Genomic DNA, 25,697 nt, shown 5'->3' with positions numbered 1-25,697 from the left:
TTTTGCACTCATATTGAATCAAAACTATAATCTAATCAGATAATATATTGTATATTAGTATTACAAATATTTTAGAATGAAAAAATATCTTATAGCTTTAATATTAGCGATTTCATCATTTTCTTCTATTGCGCAGGTGGATACCGACCGTGTAATGATTATTGGTAAAAATGCACTCTATTTTGAAGATTATGTTTTGGCAATTCAATATTTTAATCAGGTTATAACAGCAAAACCATACCTGGCTGAGCCTTATTATTTCAGAGCAGTATCAAAATTTATGCTTGATGATTTCAAGGGAGCGGAAACAGATGCAACTTCTTGTCTGGCTCGCAACCCATATTATACTGCTGCATATCAGTTAAGGGGGGCTGCAAGACAAAATCAGGAGGATTATGAAGGTGCTGCGGTTGACTACCAGCGAAGCTTGGAGTTTTTTCCTGAAGACAGGATAACTCTGGTTAATATGGGTATTGTAAATATTGAGATGAAGCAGTATGATATTGCTGAGAAATTCTTTGAGGCTTTACTGCGTCGGTTTCCTGATTATACGCCCGGATACCAGGCACGTTCACAAATGTACCTGGAGATGAACGACACTACCAGAGCTCTTGCTGATCTGAATAAAGCTATCGAGATAGATCCTTATACATCTCAGACTTTTTCTGCACGTGGGTTACTATACTTCCACAAAGAGGAGTATAATATGGCTCTTGCAGATTTAGATGAGGCTATAAGGCTTGATCCTTACTTTGAAGGAAATTATATAAACAGAGGATTGGTCAAATACTATCTGAACGATTTGAGAGGAGCAATGGCTGATTATGATAGGGTTATTGAGCTTGATGAAAATAATCTTATTGCACGTTTCAATAGAGGTTTGCTGAGAGCACAAGTGGCTGATAATAATCGTGCTATCAGAGATTTTGATAAGGTGATTGAGTTGCAGCCTGATAATACTATTGCCTACCTTAACAGGGCTATTCTGAATAACGAGATAGGTAATATTGACGGTTCTCTTAATGATCTAAATATAGTTTTGGAGACTCACCCGGAGTTTTTTACAGGTTATTATATGCGTTCGCAGCTTAAGCGTGAGTTAAATGATCTCAGAGGGGCTGAGAGTGATTACAATCTTGCGAGAAGACTTGAGGCTAATGCACATACAGCATCAGCAGATGGTCCAGAAAAGAAAGAGACGCGAGATCAGACAGATCTGGATATTGAGAAATTTAACCTATTGGTTACATCCAGAGAGGAGAAATCACAATCAACCCAGTATCAGAGACAAAGCAGGGGCAGGGTACAAAACCTGAATGTTCCTGTTGAACTGGAACCGAAATTTGTGATTACATACTATGAGAGAAGTCACGATGTTCGTCGTCCTGTATACTACTCAGAGTCTATTGAGAAGTCTAACAACAGTCTCAATCTTGACTGGATCCTGAAAGCTACCAATAATGAAGCTCCTTTAAATGAAGTGCAGATACAGACACATTTCAGGTCCATACAGGATTATTCTGCAAGAATTGAAAAAGATCCTGAGAATTACTCTCTCTACTTTGCAAGAGGAATGGATTTCATGCAGATTCAGGATTATGAAAATGCAATAAAAGATATTGGCAAGGCATTAGAGTTGAATCCCGGTCTGCTGATCGGATATTTTACCCGTGCAGTGTTACGTACTGAGCAACTAGAATATGATTATCAGTTATCTGGATCATCTGCTTTTACTGATGTTGCCGGTAATAACCAAATAAAGGCTTTGAATGATATTACAGGAAAACCAAAATTACCTGAAATATCGGTGAGGTCGGTGCATTATGATGAAATTCTAAGAGATTATGAGGAGATTCTAAGAATAGATCCCATTTTTATTTATGCATACTATAATCGTGCAGAGATATTTACAATAGAAAAAGATTATAGGGCTGCAATAGCCGACTATACAAAAGCTATAGAGATTGAACCGCAGTTTGCTGAAGCCTATTTCAATCGTGGTATTTCAAGACTGGCTATTGGTGAAACTTCAAATGGTCTTGACGATCTTCGAAAAGCGGGAGAATTGGGTATCGTGCAATCATATAGCATAATAAAGCGTATGCAATAGAATTAATTTCAACAAAATAACTACTTTTGTATTATAAAAAAGAATAAGAATTAAACAAGATGATAAAGATTACATTTCCTGATGCTTCGGTAAGGGAATATGAAAAAGGTATTACAGGTTTAGAGATAGCTCAGAGTATTAGTCGTCGCCTGGCTCAGGACGCACTTGCAGTAAGCGTTAATGGTGAAACATGGGATCTGACGCGCCCTATTGAAAATGACTCTGAAGTTAATATTTTAACATGGGATGATGCAGAGGGCAAGCATGCGTACTGGCACTCATCGGCTCACCTTATGGCTGAAGCACTTCAGGAGCTATATCCCGGGATTAAGTTTGGAATTGGTCCGGCAATAGAAAATGGATTCTACTACGATGTTGATCCTGGAGAAGGTGTATCTATCAAGGAGGCAGACTTTCCTATTATCGAGAAAAAGATGATGGAACTTATTGCTGCGAAAGAGGATATAGTAAGAAAGAGTATCTCAAAAACAGAGGCAGTAAAAATGTTCTCAGAACGTGATGAGAACTATAAGGTTGAATTGATAAATGAGCTTGAAGATGGAACCATAACTACATATACGCAGGGAAGTTTTACTGACCTGTGCAGGGGACCACATCTTCCTAACACTTCATATATTAAAGCGGTAAAAGTATTATCAGCAGCAGGAGCATACTGGCGTGGTGATGAGAAACGTCCTCAGTTGACCCGACTTTATGGTATCACTTTTCCCAAGAAGAAATTGCTGGATGAATATCTGGTTTTACTTGAGGAGGCTAAGAAGCGTGATCACAGAAAGATTGGCAAAGAATTGCAGCTTTTCACATTCTCACAAACTGTTGGTTCCGGACTTCCTCTCTGGTTGCCTAAAGGTACTCAGTTGAGGCTGCGTCTTGAGGATTTCCTTAAAAAAATACAGCGTGATTTTGATTATGATCAGGTAATAACACCACATATTGGTCATAAACAGCTATATGTAACATCGGGTCACTACGCAAAATATGGTCAGGATTCATTTAAGCCTATTCAGACACCTGAAGAGGGAGAGGAGTTCTTGCTTAAACCAATGAACTGTCCTCATCATTGCGAAATTTATAAAACATTTCCTCATTCATATAAAGATTTGCCTTTGCGACTTGCTGAATTTGGTACAGTTTATCGTTATGAGCAGAGTGGAGAGCTTCACGGATTAACACGCGTGCGTGGTTTTACACAGGATGATGCACATATATTCTGTACACCGGATCAGGTAAAAGATGAGTTTCTTAAGGTAGTTGATATTATTTTCATTATCTTTAATGCTCTAAATTTCAAAGATTTTGAAGCACAGATATCTCTTCGTGACCCTAATAATAGAGATAAATATATAGGAACAGATGAGAACTGGGAAAAAGCAGAGCGTGCAATTATTGAAGCTTGTGAGGAAAAGGGACTAAAAACAAAGATTGAACTTGGTGAAGCCGCTTTCTATGGTCCAAAACTTGACTTTATGGTAAAAGATGCTTTAGGAAGACGCTGGCAGTTAGGTACTATCCAGGTCGACTATAATTTACCCGAACGTTTTGAACTGGAATATACAGGCGCCGATAACCAGAAGCATCGTCCAGTGATGATTCACAGAGCTCCGTTTGGTTCTATGGAAAGGTTTGTTGCACTGCTTATTGAGCATACTGCTGGTAAATTCCCAATCTGGCTGGCGCCAACACAGGCGGTTGTATTGCCTGTTAGTGAGAAGTTCAACGACTATGCATATAAGATCGCTAAAGATCTTAAGAAACTTGATATTCGTGCTGAGGTGGATGACCGAAACGAAAAGGTAGGGCGTAAAATCCGCGATAATGAGCTCAAAAGAATTCCTTATCTGCTTATTGTAGGTGAGAAAGAGGCAGAAAATGAGGAAGTTTCAGTGAGAAAACAGGGAGGTGAAGTTAAAGGTACAGTAAAAATAAGTACATTTGCCGAGGAAGTACTCGCAGAGGTAAGAGATATGATGAATTCCGGCAGGGCCGCCGAGTAAAGTTTTATTCTACAACAGATTAATAAATTATTAAAGAAAAATTAAGTAACAGAAAAAATTAAAAGTACTGAATGAGAAATAACTCAAAAGATCTACATCGAATTAATGAACGAATAAGAGTACCTGAAGTCAGGTTAGTTGGTGAAAATGTAACTGAAGGCATTTATCCCACAAAAGAAGCAATGAGGATAGCAGATGAACAGGAATTGGATCTTGTTGAAATTGCTCCGATGGCCAAACCTCCGGTATGCAGAATAATCGATTATCAGAAGTTTATATATCAACAAAAGAAAAAGCAGAAAGAACAAAAAGCTAAATCTGTAAAGGTTACTGTAAAAGAGATAAGGTTTGGACCACAAACAGATGATCATGATTATAACTTTAAATTAAAACATGCAAAGAACTTCTTGAGTGAGGGTTCTAAAGTTAAGGCTTTTGTGTTCTTCAGAGGACGATCTATTCTTTTCAAAGAACAGGGAGAGGTGTTACTTCTGCGTTTTGCCAATGAACTTGAGGATTATGCAAAAGTAGAACATATGCCAATAATGGAAGGCAAAAGAATGTCTATTATGTTAACTCCTAAAAAAGGATCATCCAGTACTAAAAAAGAGAATACCGGGAAGGAGTAACCTCCCCGGTATATTTTATTTTGCGGTAAATTGTTTTAAGTTCAAGCCATGATCTATCTCTTGTGCTGAGTATAACAGCTCATCCCATGTAATCTTCTCCTGACGTGATGCGGCTTCTCTACCAAGTATAGCAGTTAAAGTAGAATTGCTACCTGATTCAAGCTGATTAATATAATTCCCACTAACTATACTCTCAATAAAGGCTTTGCCTTTGTTGAGATCTGCTGTGTCCAGTGACGAGGAACTTGCACCCCTGGCAATAGATTCAGGTGTCAGATCACTTGCAGATCTTACAATGCCCGAGTCCCAGCTGTTCTTGCCATTAATAAAAACTCCTCCGCTGTAATGAGCTTCAGCGTATCCTTCTGTCCCAATAAATTTAGCACAAACATCTCCAAAGTAATTCCCAAATTTTGATGATTGAACATTAACATTTATGTCGTTGGGGTATTTATATATAACCTGATAGTTTGTCCATGCATTTCCAAAATCAGGACCTCCTTTTCTTCCACCTAAACCAATAGCGTATAAAGGATTTGTGCCTAAAATCCAATTGCATACATCAATCATATGAATTGCCTGATCCAGGTAACATCCTCCTGATATTTCATGAAAATGGTAATGATTTCTGATTCGCAATTCGTCATACGACATGCCTTCATGAGGTAAGATTTCGGCACCAGATGAAAAATAGTATAATTGAACAGAAACTATATCTCCAATGTCGCCCCTCTTAATTCTCTTTGCCATCTCAACGTATGGAGTAGCATAGCGAATCTGAAATCCATCAAAAGCAGAGAGTCTTCCATTTATATTTTTTCCTGTACGTATTACCTGCTTACACCCTTCAGCATCTATCGATATTGGTTTTTCGCAATAGAGATGCCTTCCAGCTTTTACTGCATCTTCAGTAATTTTAGGGTGTGTGTAAGCCGGGGAAGCTATTATTACAGCATCAATGTTTTTATTTTCAAGTAACCGCATGTAAGAGTCATAGCCTATGTAGCAACTCTTTTTATCAACAGCAGCAAAACCATTGTTGCTATTAAGTTCGTTGGCAAAACTAAGCCAGTTGGTCACTTTGTCTTCAAAAATATCAGCAAGAGCTGTAATCTGAATGTTTGTATTTGCTGCCATACTTCCAAGAATACCTCTTGCACGTGATCCACAGCCCACGAGTCCAACTCTTACGGCAGAATTGTTATTTGAGGCAAATACGATGTTTGGCTTTAGGATGGTTAGAGTAGACAGTGCAGATACATTTCTGATAAAATTTCTTCTGTTCATCATGACTGTTTTTATATGAATTAGGTAATTAATTAGTTTTGTGTTTTGAAGCAAATGTAGTTATTATTCATTAATATGCTCTAGTTCATACGACTAAAATTATTATAAGTTTTTAGTTATGATTCAAATACTAAAATAAAAATACCTGTTTTTACTTGTGTAAGGAAAATAAAATCATTACTTTTGCAAACTTTTTCGTATACAAAAAACGAAAATTAGTTATAAATTAAAATTCAAGACAGCAAAATGCCAAAAATGAAGACTAACTCCGGTGCCAAAAAGAGGTTCGCCCTTACCGGATCAGGAAAAATCAAGAGGAAGCATGCTTTTAAAAGTCACATTCTGACTAAAAAAAGCAAGAAGCGTAAGAGAAATCTTACTAAAACAGGCCTTGTAAACAAAGCTGACCTAAACAGTATTAAAACACTATTAGCTTTGAAATAAACGTCAGTTCTGACGCTTCCCAAAACGAGATTTATTAACAGGATGCATAGCTCTAAAGAGTCTCCTTACAGAGGGAACGCTATCATTCAAAACAAGTAACATTATGCCAAGATCAGTAAATCATGTTGCATCGCGCAACAGAAGGAAAAAAATCCTAAAATTAACTAGAGGCTATATAGGTGCACGCAAGAATGTGTGGACAGTAGCCAAAAACACGTGGGAAAAAGGTCTTACTTATGCCTATCGTGACCGCAAAAACAAAAAACGCAACTTCAGAGCTCTATGGATACAGCGTATTAATGCTGCTGCTCGTGAAAACGGTATGTCTTATTCACGCCTGATGGGTGCGCTTCATAAAAATGAAATCGATATCAACCGCAAAGTTCTTGCCGATTTGGCAATGAATCATCCGGAAGCTTTTAAAGCAATTGTTGATAAGGTAAAATAAAATCAGCAACTGCTGAATAGAAACAGAAAGGAAGAATCATCTGATGATTTTTCCTTTTTTGTTTTTATATGCAAAAATTGAGGATTTCAATGCTATCTTTGTAAAAAACATTGATAATATTAATAAAGTATGTTGACAAGAAAATTATTTAACAGAATAAGTCTCGCACTTATTTTTTCTTTATTACTAACAGGATGTAATTCAGCTTCAGGCAAGAAATCGGTTTCAACAGTATACAAAAATCCATTACCTGTGGAGTTTGGCGATCCTTTTATATTATCTGCTTCTGATGGTAAATACTACATGTATGGTACAGGAGGTACTGACAAGGGATTTGTTGCTTATAGTTCGGAGAATCTGGCCGACTGGACACTTGTAGGTCAGGTTTATGATGGCAGTGAACCGGATTCATGGACATTGAAAAATTATTGGGCTCCTGAAGTTTATGAGATTGATAATAAGTATTATATGTTTTTTAGTGCAGACTGGAAGGTTAATCCAACTAATGAGCTGGAGAATTTTCGCATAGGTGTTGCAGTTTCAGATAGTCCAGCCGGTCCTTTTAAAGAGGTTTCCGATAAACCTTTGTTTGATCCGGGTTATCCAATAATTGATGCAAACATACTCAGACATGAAGGAAGGACATATCTTTATTATTCTCGCTGCTGCTATAAACACCCTGTAAAAAGTGAAGTGGCCGACTGGGCTCGTACAGTTGGTCTTTTCAATGAGGTAGAGGAGAGCTGGGTATATGGTGTTGAGATTTCTAATGACTTTACTACTGTAATTGGTGAACCAGTATTGTTGTTACAACCACCATATGAGATGAGCAATCCTCAGACAGAGTGGGAGAGTCGTTCCGTTACCAACGGTGAGGTTAATCGCAGATGGACTGAGGGTTCTTTTGCCTTTGAACATAAAGGGAAAATATATATGATGTACTCTGCCAACTACTTTGGAGGTGAACATTATGCAGTAGGATATGCTATATCGGACAATCCTCTTGGCCCTTTTGTTAAAGCGAAAGAAAATCCTGTACTTGAAAAAAACATCTCAAAAGGTGGTGAGGTTACCGGAACCGGTCATAATATGGTATTCCGTTCAAAAGATAATAGTAAAATGTACTGTGTATATCATGGTAGAACAGAAAAAACAGGCAGCGAGAGAGTGGTGTTTATAGATGAGATGTGGATTGATGAACTGGGGCGTCTAATTGTTGACGGACCTTCTACACATGAAAAAGAATTTTAAATTATTGATATGAGAACCATCACACTGGAAGAACAGGAGCAGATAGAAGGTATTATAAAAAAATGCAAAGTATGCTATGTTGGTATGTCCGATAATGAAGGGATACCATATGTACTGCCAATGAATTTCGGCTTTCACGAAAATGTCATATATCTGCACTCCGCACAGGAAGGTAAATCAATAAGTATACTTAAAAATAATCCTATTGTATGTGTAACCTTCTGTACTGAGCCGGAACTTGTGTGGCAGAATGAAGAGGTGGCTTGCAGTTATCGCGTACGTTCAGAAAGTATAATTTGCAATGGTAAGGTCGTATTTGAAGAGGATTATGATGAAAAAGTAAAGGCCCTTGACATAATTATGCAACAGTATTCTGAAAGGGAGTTTAAATACTCCGAACCATCTGTTAAGAATGTTAAGATATGGAAGGTTGAGATTGAGGATATATCTGCAAGAGAGTATGGAGTACCCGGAGTAAAAGCAATAAAGTATAAGGACAGAGTAATATTTTAACTTCAACTCTTATGCTATATTAATATTAAAACATTTTTCCTTTCAGGCTGTTTATAAATGCAGTACTATTACTAATTATTTAAATAAGAATGAATAAACTTACAACAATAGTAATATCACTTTTTATTGTGGTATCCGCTTATGCATCAGAACCGGTAATCAAAGAGACTGCAAAGCCTATTGAGCTTACAAAAGCCACATTTCTTGAGAAGGTTTTCGATTATGAAAAAAATCCTGATACATGGAAATACAATGGTGATAAACCTGCCATTGTTGACTTCTATGCTACATGGTGTGGTCCTTGCAGAGTTACATCTCCAATACTTAAGGATCTGGCTGCAGAGTATGGAGGGGAGGTCTATATTTATAAGATTGATGTAGATAAAGAGCCCGAACTGGCACGTATGTTCGGTGTTAGGAGCATACCCACTTTCCTTTTTATACCTATGGATGAACAACCACAAATGGGGATGGGCGCCCTTCCCAAAAAGTCTTTCAAGGAAGTTATAGACACTTTCCTGCTCAAGGAAAGTAAAAAGTCCAGCTTGTGATCCAGAGAATTTATTTGATCTATGATAACCAGTCTGCAAAATCCTGCAATTAAAAATATTGTAAAGCTATCCAAGAGTAAAGAGAGGCGCGATCAGCAACTTTTCGTCATAGAGGGAGCACGTGAGCTCTCTCTGGCAATTCAGAGCAGTTATAAGATCGAAACTGTGTATGTTTGTCGTGAGAAATTTGCAGATACGAAATACCCAAATGTTCTTAACTCTTTACATGATAACATTCTATTCGACATCTCACCTGCTGTTTTTGAAAAGATAGCCTACAGAGAAAATTCAGATGGACTGGTTGCACTAGCTCGACCGAAATCACATAGACTGGAAGATCTTAAACTTTCAGAAACTCCGTTTATTATACTGTTGGAGTCAGTAGAAAAACCGGGCAATCTGGGTGCTGTGCTTCGTACTGCAGATGCAGCGGCAGTAGATGCAGTTATTGTATGCGACCCTCAAACAGATCTTTATAATCCTAATGTCATTAGATCGGGGGTAGGTGGACTATTTACTGTTCAAACAGCTGTATGCTCTTCAGGAGAGGCTTTAGAATGGCTTAAGAGAAAAAAAATCAATATTTATGCAGCAGAACTTGAAGCTGCAGAGTATTATCAAAATATTGACTTCCGAAAATCATCAGCAATTGTGATGGGAACAGAGGCTGATGGGTTAACAGACTTCTGGATAAATAATGCAACAGAGCGAATCAAAATTCCAATGTTAGGAAAGATTGACTCGCTCAATGTTTCGGTTTCTACTGCCGTGATTACTTTCGAGGCTAAACGGCAAAGAGGCTTTAAATAAGTAATCTATTCTATATCATATCCCCAGGTTTTACCTTTCTCTGTAGCAGGCAATCCTCTTTTTATCCAAATAGGTGCAGGATCCCCTTTAAGGTAATGATCAAAGAATTGCTGTAAACGAATTGACAGATCTTTGCTATTCCTGCGATTTACCAGATTATGTGCTTCGTTATTATACTGAAGCAACCATACCGGTTTACCAAGGCGACGCATCGACATAAACAGCTCAATACCCTGATACCAGGGAACTGCCCCATCCTTGTCGTTATGCATAATTAATAGTGGTGTTTTTATATTCTCTGTGTAAAATACAGGTGAATTCTTTATATAGAGATGTAGTGAGTCGTTCATCGTTGCACCTAAACGTGACTGTGTCTGTTCATACTGATATTGCCTGCTCCTACCTGTTTCCCATCGGATACCACCATAAGCACTTGTCATATTTGATACAGGTGCACCTGCTCCTGCAGCTTTAAACATATCAGTCTGAGTAACTATATAAGCCACCTGATATCCACCCCAGCTTTGTCCCTGAATTGCCATGTTTTCTGCATCCACCCAGCTATTTTTTGCAAGTGCTTCTGCTCCCGAAACAACTGCATTATATGAGTCCATACCCGGTTGTCCAACTGTATAATGTATGTCGGGTGTGAACACAATATAGCCACGACTCACGAAAAAAGGAATGTTTATGATAGAGCGACTGGGTGCAGGTGGAAAGTATGAATAGAGATCATCAGAATGTTTCTCATAAAAATATATAATCACAGGATATTTTTTTTCAGGATCAAAATCCTCTGGTTTATATACAATACCCTGCAGAGGAATACCTGTATATGATGTCCATGAAAACATTTCAGCTGTACCCCAGTTATAATCCTTCATCTGAGGATTGATATCGGTCAGTTTTTCCGATTTCTTCCAGTAGTCGCTAGTTAAATAGAGGTCAGGTGATGTATTGAAATTGCTTTTCTGATATACAAATATATCTGCATTTTTAGCTTTCATCTGTCCTGAAAATGTGTAGCCATCCATAACTCTTTTCTGGAGAGGATTGCGTCCTTTCTGTTTGAGAGTGTAATATCCGGACTCTTTACTAACATTGTTAAAAGCTGAAAGTAGTAAAATATCATCAGCCTCTATAAAACGTTTATCAGGATCAGTGTTTATATATCTGAATGTTATGGAGTCGTTGCGACCACTATTCTGTGTTATGTTAACAGCTTTTTTTACACCATCAGGATCAATTTTCCATATGTCAAACATGTCATTAACAAGAATATATTCGTCGTTTTCTCCCCAGGCAGCTATACCATAAGATCTTGGTGGTCGCGGAACATCATTCTCTTCATCCCAGAAATTGACCGGAATATCCTTTGTCATATTTACCAGTGACTTATTACTGTTGTTATATGCAAACCAGTTCCTATTCTCTTCATCCCACCAGTAGATATAATTTCCCTTAGGAGAAAGGGTAGTGTAGCCATTCAGTGCTTTTGCAACCTCATGCAGGCTATTGTCAGTTAAATCCATAACCCAGACATCATACTTGGGCGAAAGGTCCCACTGACTCTCAATCAAATATGGCAGGTTAGATGTGAGAAGGACATATCGCCCATTACCCTCATCAGAAACTGATGCATAAGGCCTCAATTCATCTGCCAGGGGTATGAAGTTATTCAAATTATCTGTATAAATTATTCCTGTAAAGGTTTCTCTTTCTCTTCTTCTTTTTTCAGCAAGCTGCTGTGGTTGTATAATCGGATCCTTCCAGTGCCAGATATCCAGTTCAGCCATTTCAAAATCTACTATGGTAGTATCCTTAGGCTCTTTCCTTGGAGCTGCTCCAATCAGAATACGACTGCCATCCTTACTAAAGCGGGGTGATGCATATTCATTGAATATCCAGTGTTCAGGCATTCCGGTGATTGATTTATCAGCAAAAACTAGCGCAGAGTCAAGGCCGGATTTATAATACCTCAGATCGTATATCTTTTGTTCAGTTTTAGAAGTATCACCTGTAGCGATATATACAATTTGTTCACCCGCTTCATCAAAAGTCAATGATTTATATTCTACATCTTCACCCGAAATAATCTTTTTTATATTCTTACTAATTTCGACAAGTTCAACACGAGCAAAATCAGTTGTGTCCTTATTTTCCGGCTGAATTGATACAGCAAAGCTGGTGTCGAACCTATTGAAGACATACTCTTTTGCATTTCTGAAAGTATCCTCCTTTTGAGTCAGCAGATTTCTGAGAATCAATACTTCTTTTTCTCTGGCATCCTTTTTGTTGGTAGTATCTTTAGGAAGAGCAACTGTGTATGCAACATTAACAATCATATCCTGAGCGGTTTTATACGACCTCACACCAGGGATCTTTTCAGTATTAAATGTTAGATTGTCAATAATCAGAAGAGAGTCTTCCGGCATCTCTTCCTTTGTTTTTTTATCGATGCGGGCTTGGCGGCGATCAGCAAATGGAGCTTTAAGAAGTCCAACCGTCCACCTGCCATCTGTCGAAAGTTTATAACTTCTGACTCTATCGAAGGTGAGAGCAATCTTATTAACACTATTCTTTATAAAGAGAGCAGTGTCACCTTCCTGAGGTGAAATTAATGAACTGACAATTTTGCCATCATTACTTATGGTGATATCGGAAAGACTTTTCCATCCATCATAGACTGAGTGATCGAGTTGTTTTTTCTGAGAATAAATGGCAAAGGTGATTAACAGTAGACTAATTGTCAGAAAGAAAGATTTACTCATAATCAATTTAATTATTTTTTACCGGCTAACTTTGATTTTCCGGTTATGTAAATAGATTTTATAAACTCTTATCGATAAAATTAACGTACAATTAACAAAAGTACAAATTTTTCAAACATAACATGTCAAATAGCTGTTTTAATAAAGCGTAGAGCTACATTTTAAATGAAAATACAGGGGTAAATGTAATGATATACAACAATAGGTACAAAATAGAATTAAAAGGCAAGGAATTGCCGCCTAAAAGTTCAATTGAAAATATAAAAGGGATCACTTCAGTAGAATATAATAAAAGGGATCATACTGTCTCTGTTACAATTGATGAGAAACTTGAAGATGATGCTGCTGAGATACTGCAAAATGTAGTTTCGGAAATACGTAACTCAGGAGGTGAGGTGGTAACAGAAAAAATTTCTCAGCCAGTGCTGAATATGACCTGTGCTGCTTGTGCATCAAGTACACAGAATATTTTATCATTTGTTCCGGGTGTTATAACCGTTTCTGTGAATTACGGAAACGGTAAAGGGAATATTGAATTCCTTCCCGGAATTGCAGCACCTTCTGATATGAAGAGTTCACTTCAGGAGATAGGTTATGATCTTCTTATTGATGAAGAGGAGTCATCATTTGAAAATGTTGAGCATATTAAAAGGGAGAAATATAAAAAACTGCGACTTCACACAATCTGGGCAATAATACTTGCAATACCACTTACAATAATTGGGATGTTCTTTATGGATATTCCATTCGCCAATGAGATTATGCTGCTCTTGTCAACTCCCATACTTTTCATTTTCGGGAGAAGATTCTTTATAGGTGCATTGAAACAGGCCCGTCATGGTTCTGCTAACATGGATACACTTGTAGCCCTGAGTACAGGTATCGCATACCTGTTTAGTCTTTTCAACATGATTTATCCCCAATTTTGGGAAATGAGAGGTCTGGAAGCCCATGTTTACTTTGAAGCTGCCGGAGTTATTGTTGCATTTATCCTGCTTGGGAAACTGATGGAGGCCAGAGCCACGGGAAGCACCTCCGATGCAATTAAAAAACTGATGGGATTGCAACCCTCAACCGTTGTTGTATTTCGTGATGGAGAACCTGTAGAGATTGCAATAGCAGATGTTGCAATTGATGATATAGTACTTGTTAAACCAGGTGATAAAATAGCTGTTGATGGTGAGGTGCTGGAGGGTAACTCTTTCGTAGATGAAAGCATGATTTCCGGTGAACCGATTCATGTAGAAAAGAAACCGGGCGAAAAGGTTTTTGCAGGTACTATCAATCAGAAAGGCAGTTTCCGGTTTAAAGCAAAAAAAGTGGGTAAGGATACACTTCTTGCGCAAATTATTAAAACAGTTGACGAGGCGCAGGGGAGCAAGGCACCTGTTCAGGGACTGGTCGACAAGATAGCCGGAATATTTGTACCCGTGGTTATTGGCATAGCTCTGCTCAGTTTCCTTATATGGTTGATTTTTGGAGGTGAAGAGGGATTTGTGTACGGACTAATGGCAATGGTTACTGTGCTGGTAATTGCCTGTCCATGTGCTTTGGGATTGGCAACACCAACTGCTATTATGGTTGCAATTGGTAAAGGGGCCAACGAGGGAATACTGATCAAAGATGCTGAAAGTCTGGAGATGGCCAGGGAAATTGACATTGTCGTACTTGATAAAACAGGAACAATTACCGAAGGTAAACCTCAGGTAACCTCAATTACATGGAGTGGAAACTCTCTCCCAATTCACCAGGATATCCTATATAGTATAGAACATCAGTCGGAACACCCCCTGGCAGACGCCATAACAAAAGAACTCAGTGATAGCAGCACGCTTTTAGAGAATGTGTCGGTAGAGCAGGTAAGTGGTAAAGGGATAGAGGGTACCTATGAAGATAAAACATACTATATTGGTAATGAGCAGTATATCTCTTCTAAAGGGATTAGTATATCTCAGGAGTTGCAGGAAAAAATTGAAGAGGAACTTAATGCGGCTCATACGATTTCCATTATTGCTGATGAGAAAGAGGCTTATGGAGTGGTTGGAATAACTGATAAACTTAAATCGACTTCTAAAGAGGCAATAAGTACACTAAAGAGTATGGGTATAGATGTTGCAATTTATACCGGCGATAATGAGAAAGTGGCAGCCGCACTTGCAGGAGAGCTTGGGATAAAAAATTTTAAAGGTGGAGTCTTGCCTGAGGAAAAGGCCGACTTAGTAAAAGCCTTACAGCAACAGGGCAGGAAGGTTGCAATGGTAGGTGATGGTATCAATGATAGTGGAGCACTTGCTCAGTCTGATGTAAGTATTGCAATGGGTGCAGGGAGTGACATTGCTATGGATGTGGCAAAAATGACTATAATCTCATCCGACCTGAATAAGATTCCCAAGGCTATACATCTTTCACATGCAACAGTTAGAACAATACGTCAAAATCTCTTCTGGGCATTTATATACAACGTTATTGGCATCCCTGTTGCAGCGGGTGTGCTATATCCGCTTACCGGATTTATGCTTAATCCGATGATTGCCGGTGCCGCTATGGCTCTCAGCTCCGTGAGTGTTGTTACAAACAGTCTCAGATTAAAAACCAAAAAGATTTGATTTATCACACGCGATGTTTAAAATACCACACCCATAGGGCGGTTGCTCAAAACTGGAATTCCCAGTTTATGTTCTACATATTGAAAGTAGTAAAACAGTTTGTGGTTTAGCTCAAAACCGTAATCAGTATTTGGATCATAAACGATTATAGTTTGAAAAAAAGAGCCTCTTCCCGAACTTCTTGCCAGGGAGTTCCAGGCTGTTACATATTGAAAATTCCAACCTTCGTAATATTGCTGTGAACGGTATCTTGACGGTGAATTTTGTAACATATACCAAGTATCAAATCCCGGATCTAAAACAATCAGTTCATATTCGAGGGTATCTAACTCCATTGAAGCGATATCCTGTGAAATTTCATTACTGTTTGGTTCAATCATTACCACTCCTTTGGGACCATAGCAGTTTATCAAAAATGAAAAAGCAGAAATCAGAATAAGTAACTTTTTCATAATTCTCTTTTTTGTTTATTTAATACAACTTCCTCTATATTAAATAACAACTGAGAGCGACTTTTGTCCTTATTTATTCTTGTATTCTTCTGTTCTGAAAGAAGAACATAAGACCGAGGTAAGAACAATATAAGTCCAAAATAAGAGTAGTACAGATCACATCCGGCCGGATATAATCATCAACTAATTTTAGATTTTATCATAACTTGAAATAAGCAATCCTACAACTTCAGAATAATTCTCTGTCCCCGAGCTTACCCTGTTGCTCTTGAGGTATGCATTGTAAGCTCTGTCCTGAGCAGATGACAGAGTCGCATTTCTTGCAGCTAACCAATGTTTACGGTTGCGTTGCAGGTCTGCAATGATTTCGGGACGAATAGAGTTGATGATTGTTTCATATTGCTCGGGCAGATGAGTATAGATATCATTAAGTAAATAGCCTATAATAGATACATAAGCACTGTATCGTATTCTTTCGTCATCGCTGTTAATACATACCAGGAAAGCGTAAAGATTTGCCTCAGATTCACTGGCTATGCCAAACTGATGCGACATCTCATGCGCCAGCGTAAAAGGGTATGTGAAATTGAGACCATAGTTGTTTACATGGATCTCATTGAAGAATGGTCCAAAGTATCCGGAAACACCCATCTTGGAATAAAGTGGTTCAAATATCATCTTTTTAGGGACTCTTTTTCCATTTGGGTAGTTGATGGAGAGTGATTCACTAAGCTTGTTGTACGAGTTTTCCAGATCAAGTCTTACCCCCTCTTTCTCCAGTACATCAAATTCAACATATGAATTATTTGCATCAGCAATAAAACGATTTGTGAAATTCAGAAGATTTTCGGCATTGTACTGTGACTGTTGATTGTCGGTGCGACTATAATAATCCTTTCTGAAATATGATATTCCCCAGCCGAAATAGAACCATAGTACCAATACAACCGTTAATCGTAAAAGTAAGTATAGAAATTTTTTAAAGCTTGTTTGTCTGATAATCAGAAATAGGATCAGTTTAAGTAAATAGAGTAGAGCCACTACTATAAACAGATCATATACAGAAAATGGGATTAATCCTGAGACTGAGGAAAGAGCTGTGGATATAAAAGGGTAAACATTCTGAATGTACCATTCTGAAAGAGTGGGGGTGCGACTGAATAGTGCAATCACTAAAATGGCTGCTAATGTGATGATCAGCAGTCGTATCAATTTCTTTTTCTCTCTTCTGCTCTTAAGCCTCTGGCCTCTTTTGTCTGCTCTTTTTGCCATATTGCCGATTAAATAATAAATCTGTCTGTTAACTGTTAAGATCAAAATTAATCTGAATATTCATATTTTACTACACCATATTACATTTCTTTACATAAATCTTAACAGGATTATTCTTCCAATGATAAATTATATCAGCGATGATTGGGTAAAATCGTTCAGTAAATGTTATATTTGAATTATTGAAATTATTCTGTACACTATAAATAGAAACTGAATTAATTATGAAAACAATGAAATTTAAAACAAACATAAATTGTTCAAACTGTTTAGCTAAAGTAACCCCATTTCTCGATAAGAAGGTTGGAAAGGAGTTGTGGAGCGTAGATATTGATAATCCGGATAAGATATTGACTGTTGATTCAGATGATTTAACAACCGATGATATAGTGAAAACGGTTAAAAGAACAGGATTTGAAGCTGAAGCAATATAATCTGTAATATAATTCTGCAGTAAGTTGCAGAAATGCTTGCAGCAAGTAATGGCATAAGTTGACAAATGATTTATAAGATTCAAAAAAGTAAAAGATTTATGAACTCAAAAAGTGATAATGTGATCAAAATATTATACTTATCAGTAGCTGTTTTAGCCCTTCTTTTATCAGCTGCCGGCTGTGGATCCAAAGAGGGTAAGGAGAACTATCTAAAGTTCAAAAAGATTAGTGATACACATGAGTATTTTGCTTATAAAGCAGATAGCACATTGCTTATAAGTGGTCACAGAGGCACCAAAGAGGAAGGGTATCCTGAGAATAGTATAGAGGGCTTTCAACAAGCGCTGAGCAGAGTTCCCCTCTTTTTTGAAGTTGATCCGCGACTAACCAAAGATAGCGTTATTGTGCTGATGCATGATGAGACTATCGACAGAACAACAAATGCATCAGGTAAATTGTCTGACTACACATACGAGGAGCTATTATCAATCAGGCTCAAAGATCATGAAGGCAATATTACTGCTTCAATGATACCTAAACTGGAAGAAGTGTTCGAGTGGTGTAAAGGTAAGAGTGTAGTAAACCTTGACAGGAAAGATGTGCCGCATCAAATGATTGTGGATCTTATTCAGAAGCATAAAGCTGAGAAATATGTAATGCTTACAGTTCACACCGGCGCACAGGCAAGGTACTACCACGACAGGCTGCCTGGTATTATGCTTTCAGTAGCTGTCAGAAATGAAGCAGAGTATGAAGATATTGACATATCAGGTGTACCATGGGAAAATATGATTGCCTATGTTGGTCAGAGCATTAATGAATCAAACAGGCATATTGTAGAAAAACTGCATGCAAATGGTGTAAGATGCATGGTTTCTTTTGCTCCTACACACGACAGACTCAGAACAACGGAACAGAGAATGGCAGCTTATTTGAGAGAGGTGGAAAACTCGGTATATAAGCCGGATATTATTGAGTCTGACTATCCTGTTGAGGTTTGGAGCGTTTTTGGGGATCAATAGTTGGTCTGTTTAAGAAAAATAACTGTTTTAATATCTTAGAAAGATCAAAACAGTTAAAATCGAAATAATATTTGCATATTGAAATTTAATTCCATTTCTTTGCAACGATATAATAGCGAAATTATGAATTTACTTCTAAACGGATATTGGTGGCGTAACTTACAACTCAAAAAGTCGTAAGGAGAAGCAACTATGTCTTGAATTAAGTTTAAACAATATAATTTAAAGAGCCTGTCGCAATCCTGCGACGGGCTTTTTAAGTTTTAGGGGCATCACTATACATAAGCTAAAATATTATTTTGTCATTTTATAGAACAAAAAGATCAGGATCATTGTAAAAGGAGAGTATTCAGATTTTAAGCAGAAAGAAAAAAATAAAACAATATGAAACAGTATTCAGTAGATGAGAGAGGTTATTACGGTGAGTTTGGAGGAGCATTTATTCCCGAAATTCTTCATAAGTGTGTTACTGACCTTAAAAAAGCATATCTGCCAATAATGGAAAGCAGTAAATTTCAGCAAGATTTTAATAAGCTATTACAAGATTATGTGGGACGACCTTCTCCATTATACCTTTCACGACAACTGTCAGAACGGTTTGGTGCAAAGATATATCTTAAACGTGAGGACCTTAATCATACAGGTGCTCATAAGATTAACAATACAATTGGTCAGATTCTGATTGCCCGCGAAATGGGGAAAACGCGCATTATTGCTGAAACAGGTGCAGGACAGCATGGTGTTGCAACAGCAACAGTTTGTGCGCTGATGCAGATGCCTTGTACTGTTTATATGGGTGAGACAGATGTTAAGCGTCAGCAGGTAAATGTTAAGAAAATGGAGATGTTAGGTGCCACTGTTGTACCGGTAACCTCAGGTAATATGACACTTAAAGATGCCACAAATGAGGCCATAAGAGACTGGTGCAGTCACCCCTCAGACACACATTATATAATTGGGTCAACAATTGGTCCACACCCATACCCCGATATGGTAGCCCGTTTGCAATCTGTTATCAGCAAAGAGATAAAAGTTCAGCTTACCGAAAAAGAGGGCAGGGATTATCCGGACTATCTGGTTGCATGTGTTGGTGGAGGCAGTAATGCTGCAGGTACCATTTATGAATATCTTGACAATGACAATGTTAAGATAATTCTTGCAGAAGCAGGAGGAAAAGGTGTTGAGAGTGGTGAATCAGCTGCTACAATACATTTAGGTACAGCAGGTGTTTTACATGGATGCAGAACATTGTTAATGCAGACAGAAGATGGACAAATTACTGAGCCATACTCAATTTCAGCAGGACTGGATTATCCGGGAATCGGGCCAATTCATGCTAATCTTGCAAAACAGAAGCGTGCTGAGGTACTGGCTGTTAATGATGATGAGGCGCTTAAAGCAGCTTTTGAACTGACACGAAGAGAGGGAATAATCCCAGCTTTGGAATCGGCACATGCATTAGCTGCATTGGAGAAAGTGACATTTATGCCTGATGATATTGTAGTTCTAACTCTATCTGGCAGGGGGGACAAAGATCTTGAGACCTACTTCAAATATGAGGGGCATTATTAATAAAATCGGTAATTGATACTAAACAGATAATTACAATCATATGCAATACAGATATAAGACAAACAGCAAGAAAATCATGGGAGATCTTCACACACCGGTAAGCATTTACCTTAAAGTGAGAGATTCATTTCCCCAGTCGGCTCTTCTCGAAAGTTCCGATTTCCATGTCAATGAAAATAGTATCTCATATATAGCACTCAAGCCAATGGCACGGGTAGAGGTAAACAGAGGTGTCTGCACAATGAGGTTTCCCGATGAAACAGAAGAGAGCAGGAGTCTAACTGGAGATTTCACCGTATCAGATGCATTGAGTGGTTTTATCAAAAGGTTTGATGTGACAGGCAGTGAAAATGGTAATATCGGTCTGTTTGGCTATACCACTTTTAACTGTGTGAAATATACAGAAAACATCAATATTAAAGAGAGCAGAGAAGAGCGTAACGATGCTCCCGATATGTTGTACATAATTTATAAGTATATACTGGTTTTCAACCATTTTACAGATGAGATCACACTGATTGAGTTGCAGAGGGACAACGAACTTAGCAACCTTCATAAGATTGAGTCGCTTATCAATCAGCGTAACTTTGCCAATTACAATTTTTTTACTGAGGGAGAGGAGTTCAGTACCATTTCAGATGAAGAGTATAAGCAGTATGTAAGACTTGGTGTTGAGCATTGCAAAAAAGGAGATCTGTTTCAGATAGTGCTTTCAAGGAGATTTGTACAACCATTCTCTGGTGATGATTTTAAAGTTTATCGTGCACTGCGTACTATAAACCCTTCGCCATATCTTTTCTACTTTGATTTTGGGGGGTACAGGATATTTGGCTCTTCGCCTGAGACGCATTGCAAGATTGAAGGAAAGCGAATCAGCATAGATCCTATAGCCGGTACAACAAAGCGTACAGGCAATTATAACCAGGATATGGAAGGAGTTAAATTTCTGCTGAATGATCCTAAAGAAAATGCAGAGCATGTAATGCTGGTTGACCTTGCACGAAATGATTTGAGTCGCAATGCCCACAACGTTGAGGTTGAGTTTTTCAGAGAACCTCAGTTTTACTCTCATGTAATTCACCTTGTGTCGCGTGTGAGTGGTATACTTAATGATGATGCTGACCCGATTAAGGCATTCTTCGACACCTTCCCTGCAGGTACATTGTCAGGTGCACCAAAAGTACGTGCCATGCAGTTGATATCAGAAATAGAGTCACATAATCGCGGTGCTTATGGAGGCTGTATCGGATTTATAGGAATGAACGGCAGTCTGAATCAGGCAATAACCATTCGCACATTCGTCAGTCGTAACAACCAATTATGGTATCAGGCTGGAGCAGGTGTAGTATCACAGAGCGACGATGAATATGAGCTAAACGAAGTAAAGAGTAAGCTCGGAGCCCTTAAGCAAGCAATTGACAAAGCTTCGGAACTCTATAATTCATAACAGAAGATCTCAATAAATTAACATCAGATGATGAAAACAAAAAAAATACTTCTTTTCGATAATTACGATTCATTCACCTATAATTTAGTTCATGCAATAAAATCGCTTGGATATAGTGAAGTGGATGTTAAGCGCAATAATAAAATAGAATTAGCAGATGTAAATCAGTATGATAAGATTATACTTTCACCGGGACCTGGCGTTCCGGAGGAGGCCGGTATTATGCTTGATCTGATTAAAGAGTATGCCGAAACCAAAAGTATTTTGGGCGTATGCCTTGGTCACCAAGCCATAGGTCAGGTGTTTGGCGCTGGTTTGACCAACATACCAAATGTATTCCATGGAGTGCAGACGCCAATAAAGATTGTAGGCAACGACTACATTTTTAACGGATTGCCGGAAGAGATAGCTGCAGGCCGATACCACTCCTGGATAGTATCAAAAGAGAACTTCCCGGCCGATCTTGTAATAACGGCAGTGGATAACAGTGGTGATATTATGGCTCTCAAGCACAGAACTCTTGATCTTCACGGTGTGCAGTTTCATCCCGAATCTATACTTACACCAGATGGGATAAAGATTATTAATAATTTCTTAGAATGAGGACAGCTAAATATGAAGGATATACTTTATAAATTATTCGACTACAATTATCTTACCCGTGATGAGGCTAAGCAGGTATTAATTGATATAGTTAAGGGTGGTGTACCTGAAACTCAGATTGCTTCACTAATAACCTCATTTTTGATGAGGAGTATATCTGTTGATGAAATACTTGGATTCAGAGATGCTCTTCTTGAAATGCGAGTGATGGTAGACTTATCCGACTACTCACCACTGGATATTGTAGGAACAGGAGGGGATGGAAAAAATACATTCAATATATCAACAACTGCATGTTTCGTTGTTGCAGGTGCCGGTTATAATGTTGTCAAGCATGGTAATTACGGAGCCACCTCAATTAGTGGTGCCAGTAATGTTATTGAGCAACAGGGAGTGAAATTCCATGCAGATAATGATCTTTTCAGAAAGAGCCTGGATAAATGTAATATTGCATACCTACACGCACCGCTTTTTAGTCCGGCACTTAAAGCCGTTGCACCAGTGCGAAAGAGTCTTGGGGTGCGAAACTTCTTTAATGTGCTGGGACCGCTTGTGAATCCTGTTCAGCCGGAATTTCAGATGCTTGGGGTGTATGACCTTGCAATGTTAAGATTATACAGCTATATCTATCAGGAGGAAAACAAGAAATTCACTATAGTGCACAGTATGGATGGATATGATGAGATATCGCTGACCAGTCAGTTTAAAGTTGTTTCCAACCGAGGAGAACAGCTGTTTATGCCAGATGATCTTGGATTTAAGAGATTGAATCAGGAGGATCTTTATGGTGGTGATACCCCAGAAGATGCTTCAAAGATTTTCCGGGATGTACTTAGTGCCAGTGCTACTGAAGCTCAGACTAATGCGGTTTTGGTTAACGCAGCTTTTGGAATTCAGACTGTTGATCAGACCAAAACCATTGAGGAGTGTATAGAGATTGCTCGTGATTCACTTTATGGGAAGAAGGCTCTTAAAGTTCTTGAGAAATTTATTGAGATTAACAGTTGAATAATTCGGAGTTGATTATGAGAGATATATTAAGCGAAATAGTTGATAATAAAAGAATTGAAGTTGCAAAGCAAAAAGATCTGGTCTCTTTAAGAGATATAGAGAGACAACTTATGCAGGCAGATGAAATTCCATTCTACTCTTTGAAAGAGTCACTTGAAAGTTCTGAAACCGGTATCATATCAGAATTTAAGCGACGCTCACCCAGCAAGGGATGGTTACATGAGGATGCAGACGTCAATATTATTACAAAGGAGTATGAGTCATCAGGAGCAGCTGCACTATCTGTACTTACAGACGAGAAATATTTTGGGGGTACGCTAGCTGATTTGATGAGTGCAGCAAAAAACGTTCATATTCCAGTAATGAGGAAAGAGTTTATTATTGATGAGTATCAGATATATGAGGCTAAGCTGGCAGGAGCAAGTGCAATTTTATTAATTGCAGCTGCAATAACTAAGGAGGAGTCAAAACGATTTACAGCGCTTGCCGGGCAGTTGCAGCTGGATGTGCTGTTGGAATTACATGATGAAAAGGAGACAGATTATGTCACCCCTTTAAACAATCTGATAGGAGTTAATAACAGAAACCTGGGAAGTTTCGTGACCGATTTGGAGAAGTCGTTCCGAATGTCTGATCTGCTTCCAAAAAATGCATTATGGATCTCAGAAAGTGGCATTTCTGATGCAGGGATTGTTAAAGAACTAAGAGACGCAGGTTACAAAGGATTTCTGATTGGTGAATATTTTATGAAGTCAGGAACACCAGGAAAAAGTCTGAACGAATTTATTCAACAGATTAAAAAGAAATAGTGTTTAATATATAGTTCGGATATTAATATTATAAACTATAGTAAACTAATTTGATATGATTATAAAAGTTTGCGGAATGCGTGATGAAGAGAATATCCGGCAGTTGGAACAACTGGATATCGATTGGATTGGATTCATATTCTATCCTGATTCACCACGATTTGCAGGAAAGAGAGTGAAATATCTTCCTGCTAAAATAAAAAAAATAGGGGTGTTCGTAGATCAGAACCCACAGGTCATACGTGAACGTGCTGCAGATAATCAACTGTATGCTATTCAGCTTCATGGCAGTGAACCGCCATGGTATTGCATCAATCTGCGTTTAGAGGGGTATAAGTTAATTAAGTCTTTTGGGATAGATAAAGATGGCCACTTGCCAAATGCACAATTAAATGCATATGAGGGTAAATGTGACTATTATCTCTTTGATACAAAAACAGAACTTCATGGTGGGTCAGGTGAGAAATTCAACTGGAGTAGTCTGGAGAATTATAAAGGCGAAACCCCTTTTATTTTGAGTGGAGGTATCTCACCTGAAGATGCAGATGCCATAAAATCAATACAGCATCCAAAGTTTGCAGGGATAGATATAAATAGTCGTTTTGAACACCAACCGGGAATAAAAAATATTGAAGCAATAAAAAACTTTATTGATAAATTAAGATGAGCCTGAAAATTTAGCAGGTTGATAGAGAAGATAGAATTGAAAATAAAATAGTAAGCAGATAAATTATATGAACAGAATCGATAAGCTATTCAGGGAAAAGAGAAAAAATATATTGTCAGTATATTTTACTGCAGGCTATCCTGAACTGGATGATACAGTCAAAGTAATTAAATCACTTGAAAAATTTGGAGTTGATTTACTTGAAATTGGAGTCCCTTTCAGTGATCCGATGGCAGATGGACCAGTTATACAATCATCAGGATCACAAGCGTTAAAGAATGGTATGAGCTTGAGTGTGCTGTTTAATCAATTATCTACAGTCAGGGAATCGGTATCTATTCCACTCGTATTGATGAGTTACCTCAATCCAATTGTTCAGTTTGGGTTTGAGAACTATTGTAAACAGGCTGCAAACTGCGGAATTGATGGTCTGATAATTCCGGATCTGCCATATGTCGAGTATATGGAATCCTATAAATCGGTGGCTGAAGAGTATGGACTGCATGTTATTATGCTAATCACACCTGAAACATCGGAAGAGAGGATAAGGTTAATAGATCAGAATACATCCGGATTTATCTATATGGTTTCATCAGCATCAGTAACCGGAGCCAGGAATAGTTTTAGTGATGAAAATCTTGCTTACTTCAGGAGAGTGAATAAGATGCAGCTTAAGAATCCAAGACTGATTGGTTTTGGAATATCGAATAAAGAGACTTTTGAATCTGCTTGTCACGAATCTTCAGGCGCTATCATAGGCAGTAAGTTTATCTCACTTCTTGGTAGTGAGAAATCAATTGATGACGCAGCTAAACAACTGATAAAAACTTTAGAACCTAAGTGACATTGCACTCTATTTGTTATAGAATCCGATTAACGAACTACATCTCCTATGTCAATCCAATCGCATGTTGGCGAAATTGCATCACTTCTGACAGCTGTATGCTGGACCTTTAGTGCCATTTACTTTGAG

The 25,697-nt window shown here is 38.1% G+C and carries 23 protein-coding genes; 19 read left to right on the top strand and 4 right to left on the bottom strand.

Translation table 11 applies throughout. The annotated features are described in order from the left end of the window. Positions 1-76: 76 nt before the first annotated feature. The 3 genes from PHO43_RS03775 to infC all read left to right on the top strand — a co-directional run bounded on the left by PHO43_RS03775 (position 77) and on the right by infC (position 4,754). A complete protein-coding gene (locus PHO43_RS03775) occupies positions 77-2,110 on the top strand; it encodes a tetratricopeptide repeat protein (RefSeq protein WP_288011349.1) in 2,034 nt (677 codons plus the stop codon). A gap of 59 nt (positions 2,111-2,169) precedes the next feature. Beyond that, positions 2,170-4,125 carry a threonine--tRNA ligase gene (gene thrS, locus PHO43_RS03770; protein ID WP_053827119.1) on the top strand — a complete coding sequence of 652 codons (1,956 nt, stop codon included), beginning with the start codon at positions 2,170-2,172 and terminating at the stop codon, positions 4,123-4,125. Between the two features lie 71 nt (positions 4,126-4,196). Continuing rightward, positions 4,197-4,754, top strand: coding sequence for a translation initiation factor IF-3 (infC, locus tag PHO43_RS03765; protein WP_053827120.1), 558 nt, complete (start codon positions 4,197-4,199; stop codon positions 4,752-4,754). A gap of 15 nt (positions 4,755-4,769) precedes the next feature. Here infC and PHO43_RS03760 read toward each other — a convergent pair whose 3' ends face one another. Continuing rightward, the gene (locus tag PHO43_RS03760; RefSeq protein ID WP_288011345.1) at positions 4,770-6,044 is read right to left on the bottom strand and encodes a Gfo/Idh/MocA family protein; all 1,275 of its coding nucleotides are present in this window, start codon (positions 6,042-6,044) and stop codon (positions 4,770-4,772) included. 243 nt (positions 6,045-6,287) lie between these two features. Here PHO43_RS03760 and rpmI point away from each other — a divergent pair, with 243 nt between their 5' ends. From rpmI to PHO43_RS03730, 6 genes are all read left to right on the top strand, one after another. Continuing rightward, positions 6,288-6,485, top strand: coding sequence for a 50S ribosomal protein L35 (gene rpmI / locus PHO43_RS03755; RefSeq protein WP_045090481.1), 198 nt, complete (start codon positions 6,288-6,290; stop codon positions 6,483-6,485). Positions 6,486-6,588: 103 nt separating this feature from the next. Further along, complete coding sequence (rplT, locus tag PHO43_RS03750) at positions 6,589-6,933, top strand: 50S ribosomal protein L20 (RefSeq protein ID WP_045090480.1); 345 nt, start codon at positions 6,589-6,591, stop codon at positions 6,931-6,933. A gap of 129 nt (positions 6,934-7,062) precedes the next feature. Next, a complete protein-coding gene (locus PHO43_RS03745; protein WP_288011342.1) occupies positions 7,063-8,184 on the top strand; it encodes a glycoside hydrolase family 43 protein in 1,122 nt (373 codons plus the stop codon). A gap of 9 nt (positions 8,185-8,193) precedes the next feature. Beyond that, complete coding sequence (locus PHO43_RS03740; RefSeq protein WP_045090478.1) at positions 8,194-8,697, top strand: pyridoxamine 5'-phosphate oxidase family protein; 504 nt, start codon at positions 8,194-8,196, stop codon at positions 8,695-8,697. Positions 8,698-8,786: 89 nt separating this feature from the next. Then, entirely contained in the window at positions 8,787-9,248 is a 462-nt protein-coding gene (gene trxA / locus PHO43_RS03735; RefSeq protein WP_288011339.1) for a thioredoxin, read from the top strand. 21 nt (positions 9,249-9,269) lie between these two features. Further along, complete coding sequence (locus PHO43_RS03730) at positions 9,270-10,058, top strand: TrmH family RNA methyltransferase (protein ID WP_045090476.1); 789 nt, start codon at positions 9,270-9,272, stop codon at positions 10,056-10,058. 5 nt (positions 10,059-10,063) lie between these two features. Here PHO43_RS03730 and PHO43_RS03725 read toward each other — a convergent pair whose 3' ends face one another. Further along, on the bottom strand, positions 10,064-12,829 hold the full coding sequence (locus tag PHO43_RS03725; protein ID WP_288008906.1) for an alpha/beta hydrolase family protein: 2,766 nt from the start codon (positions 12,827-12,829) through the stop codon (positions 10,064-10,066). 188 nt (positions 12,830-13,017) lie between these two features. On the opposite strand from PHO43_RS03725, the gene PHO43_RS03720 reads away from it, so the two are divergent. Next, entirely contained in the window at positions 13,018-15,435 is a 2,418-nt protein-coding gene (locus PHO43_RS03720) for a heavy metal translocating P-type ATPase (RefSeq protein WP_288008904.1), read from the top strand. A gap of 17 nt (positions 15,436-15,452) precedes the next feature. Here the strand turns inward: PHO43_RS03720 and PHO43_RS03715 are convergent, their stop codons facing one another. Beyond that, on the bottom strand, positions 15,453-15,887 hold the full coding sequence (locus tag PHO43_RS03715; protein ID WP_288011337.1) for a DUF6146 family protein: 435 nt from the start codon (positions 15,885-15,887) through the stop codon (positions 15,453-15,455). 189 nt (positions 15,888-16,076) lie between these two features. After that, positions 16,077-17,159 carry a DUF3810 domain-containing protein gene (locus tag PHO43_RS03710; protein WP_053827126.1) on the bottom strand — a complete coding sequence of 361 codons (1,083 nt, stop codon included), beginning with the start codon at positions 17,157-17,159 and terminating at the stop codon, positions 16,077-16,079. A 224-nt stretch (positions 17,160-17,383) separates the two neighbouring features. Here PHO43_RS03710 and PHO43_RS03705 point away from each other — a divergent pair, with 224 nt between their 5' ends. The 9 genes from PHO43_RS03705 (at position 17,384) to trpA (ending at position 25,568) form a co-directional block, all read left to right on the top strand. Further along, entirely contained in the window at positions 17,384-17,593 is a 210-nt protein-coding gene (locus PHO43_RS03705) for a heavy-metal-associated domain-containing protein (protein ID WP_053827127.1), read from the top strand. 98 nt (positions 17,594-17,691) lie between these two features. Then, positions 17,692-18,615, top strand: coding sequence for a glycerophosphodiester phosphodiesterase family protein (locus tag PHO43_RS03700; protein ID WP_045091017.1), 924 nt, complete (start codon positions 17,692-17,694; stop codon positions 18,613-18,615). 384 nt (positions 18,616-18,999) lie between these two features. Next, positions 19,000-20,187 carry a tryptophan synthase subunit beta gene (gene trpB, locus PHO43_RS03695; RefSeq protein ID WP_288008899.1) on the top strand — a complete coding sequence of 396 codons (1,188 nt, stop codon included), beginning with the start codon at positions 19,000-19,002 and terminating at the stop codon, positions 20,185-20,187. A gap of 40 nt (positions 20,188-20,227) precedes the next feature. Next, positions 20,228-21,634: an anthranilate synthase component I family protein gene (locus tag PHO43_RS03690; RefSeq protein WP_045090470.1), complete on the top strand. Its 1,407-nt coding sequence runs from the start codon at positions 20,228-20,230 to the stop codon at positions 21,632-21,634. Between the two features lie 27 nt (positions 21,635-21,661). Continuing rightward, positions 21,662-22,237, top strand: a complete 576-nt coding sequence (locus PHO43_RS03685) for an anthranilate synthase component II (RefSeq protein ID WP_045090469.1) — start codon at positions 21,662-21,664, stop codon at positions 22,235-22,237. 12 nt (positions 22,238-22,249) lie between these two features. After that, the gene (gene trpD / locus PHO43_RS03680; protein WP_045090468.1) at positions 22,250-23,245 is read left to right on the top strand and encodes an anthranilate phosphoribosyltransferase; all 996 of its coding nucleotides are present in this window, start codon (positions 22,250-22,252) and stop codon (positions 23,243-23,245) included. 17 nt (positions 23,246-23,262) lie between these two features. Then, complete coding sequence (trpC, locus tag PHO43_RS03675) at positions 23,263-24,057, top strand: indole-3-glycerol phosphate synthase TrpC (protein ID WP_045090467.1); 795 nt, start codon at positions 23,263-23,265, stop codon at positions 24,055-24,057. Positions 24,058-24,112: 55 nt separating this feature from the next. Then, entirely contained in the window at positions 24,113-24,724 is a 612-nt protein-coding gene (locus tag PHO43_RS03670; protein WP_045090466.1) for a phosphoribosylanthranilate isomerase, read from the top strand. A 67-nt stretch (positions 24,725-24,791) separates the two neighbouring features. Continuing rightward, complete coding sequence (gene trpA, locus PHO43_RS03665; RefSeq protein WP_045090465.1) at positions 24,792-25,568, top strand: tryptophan synthase subunit alpha; 777 nt, start codon at positions 24,792-24,794, stop codon at positions 25,566-25,568. The last annotated feature ends 129 nt before the right edge of the window (positions 25,569-25,697 follow it).

Source organism: Lascolabacillus sp. (genome assembly GCF_028696275.1).
GTDB classification, from domain to species: domain Bacteria; phylum Bacteroidota; class Bacteroidia; order Bacteroidales; family Dysgonomonadaceae; genus Proteiniphilum; species Proteiniphilum massiliensis.
This window is presented reverse-complemented; position numbering and strand designations above follow the sequence as displayed.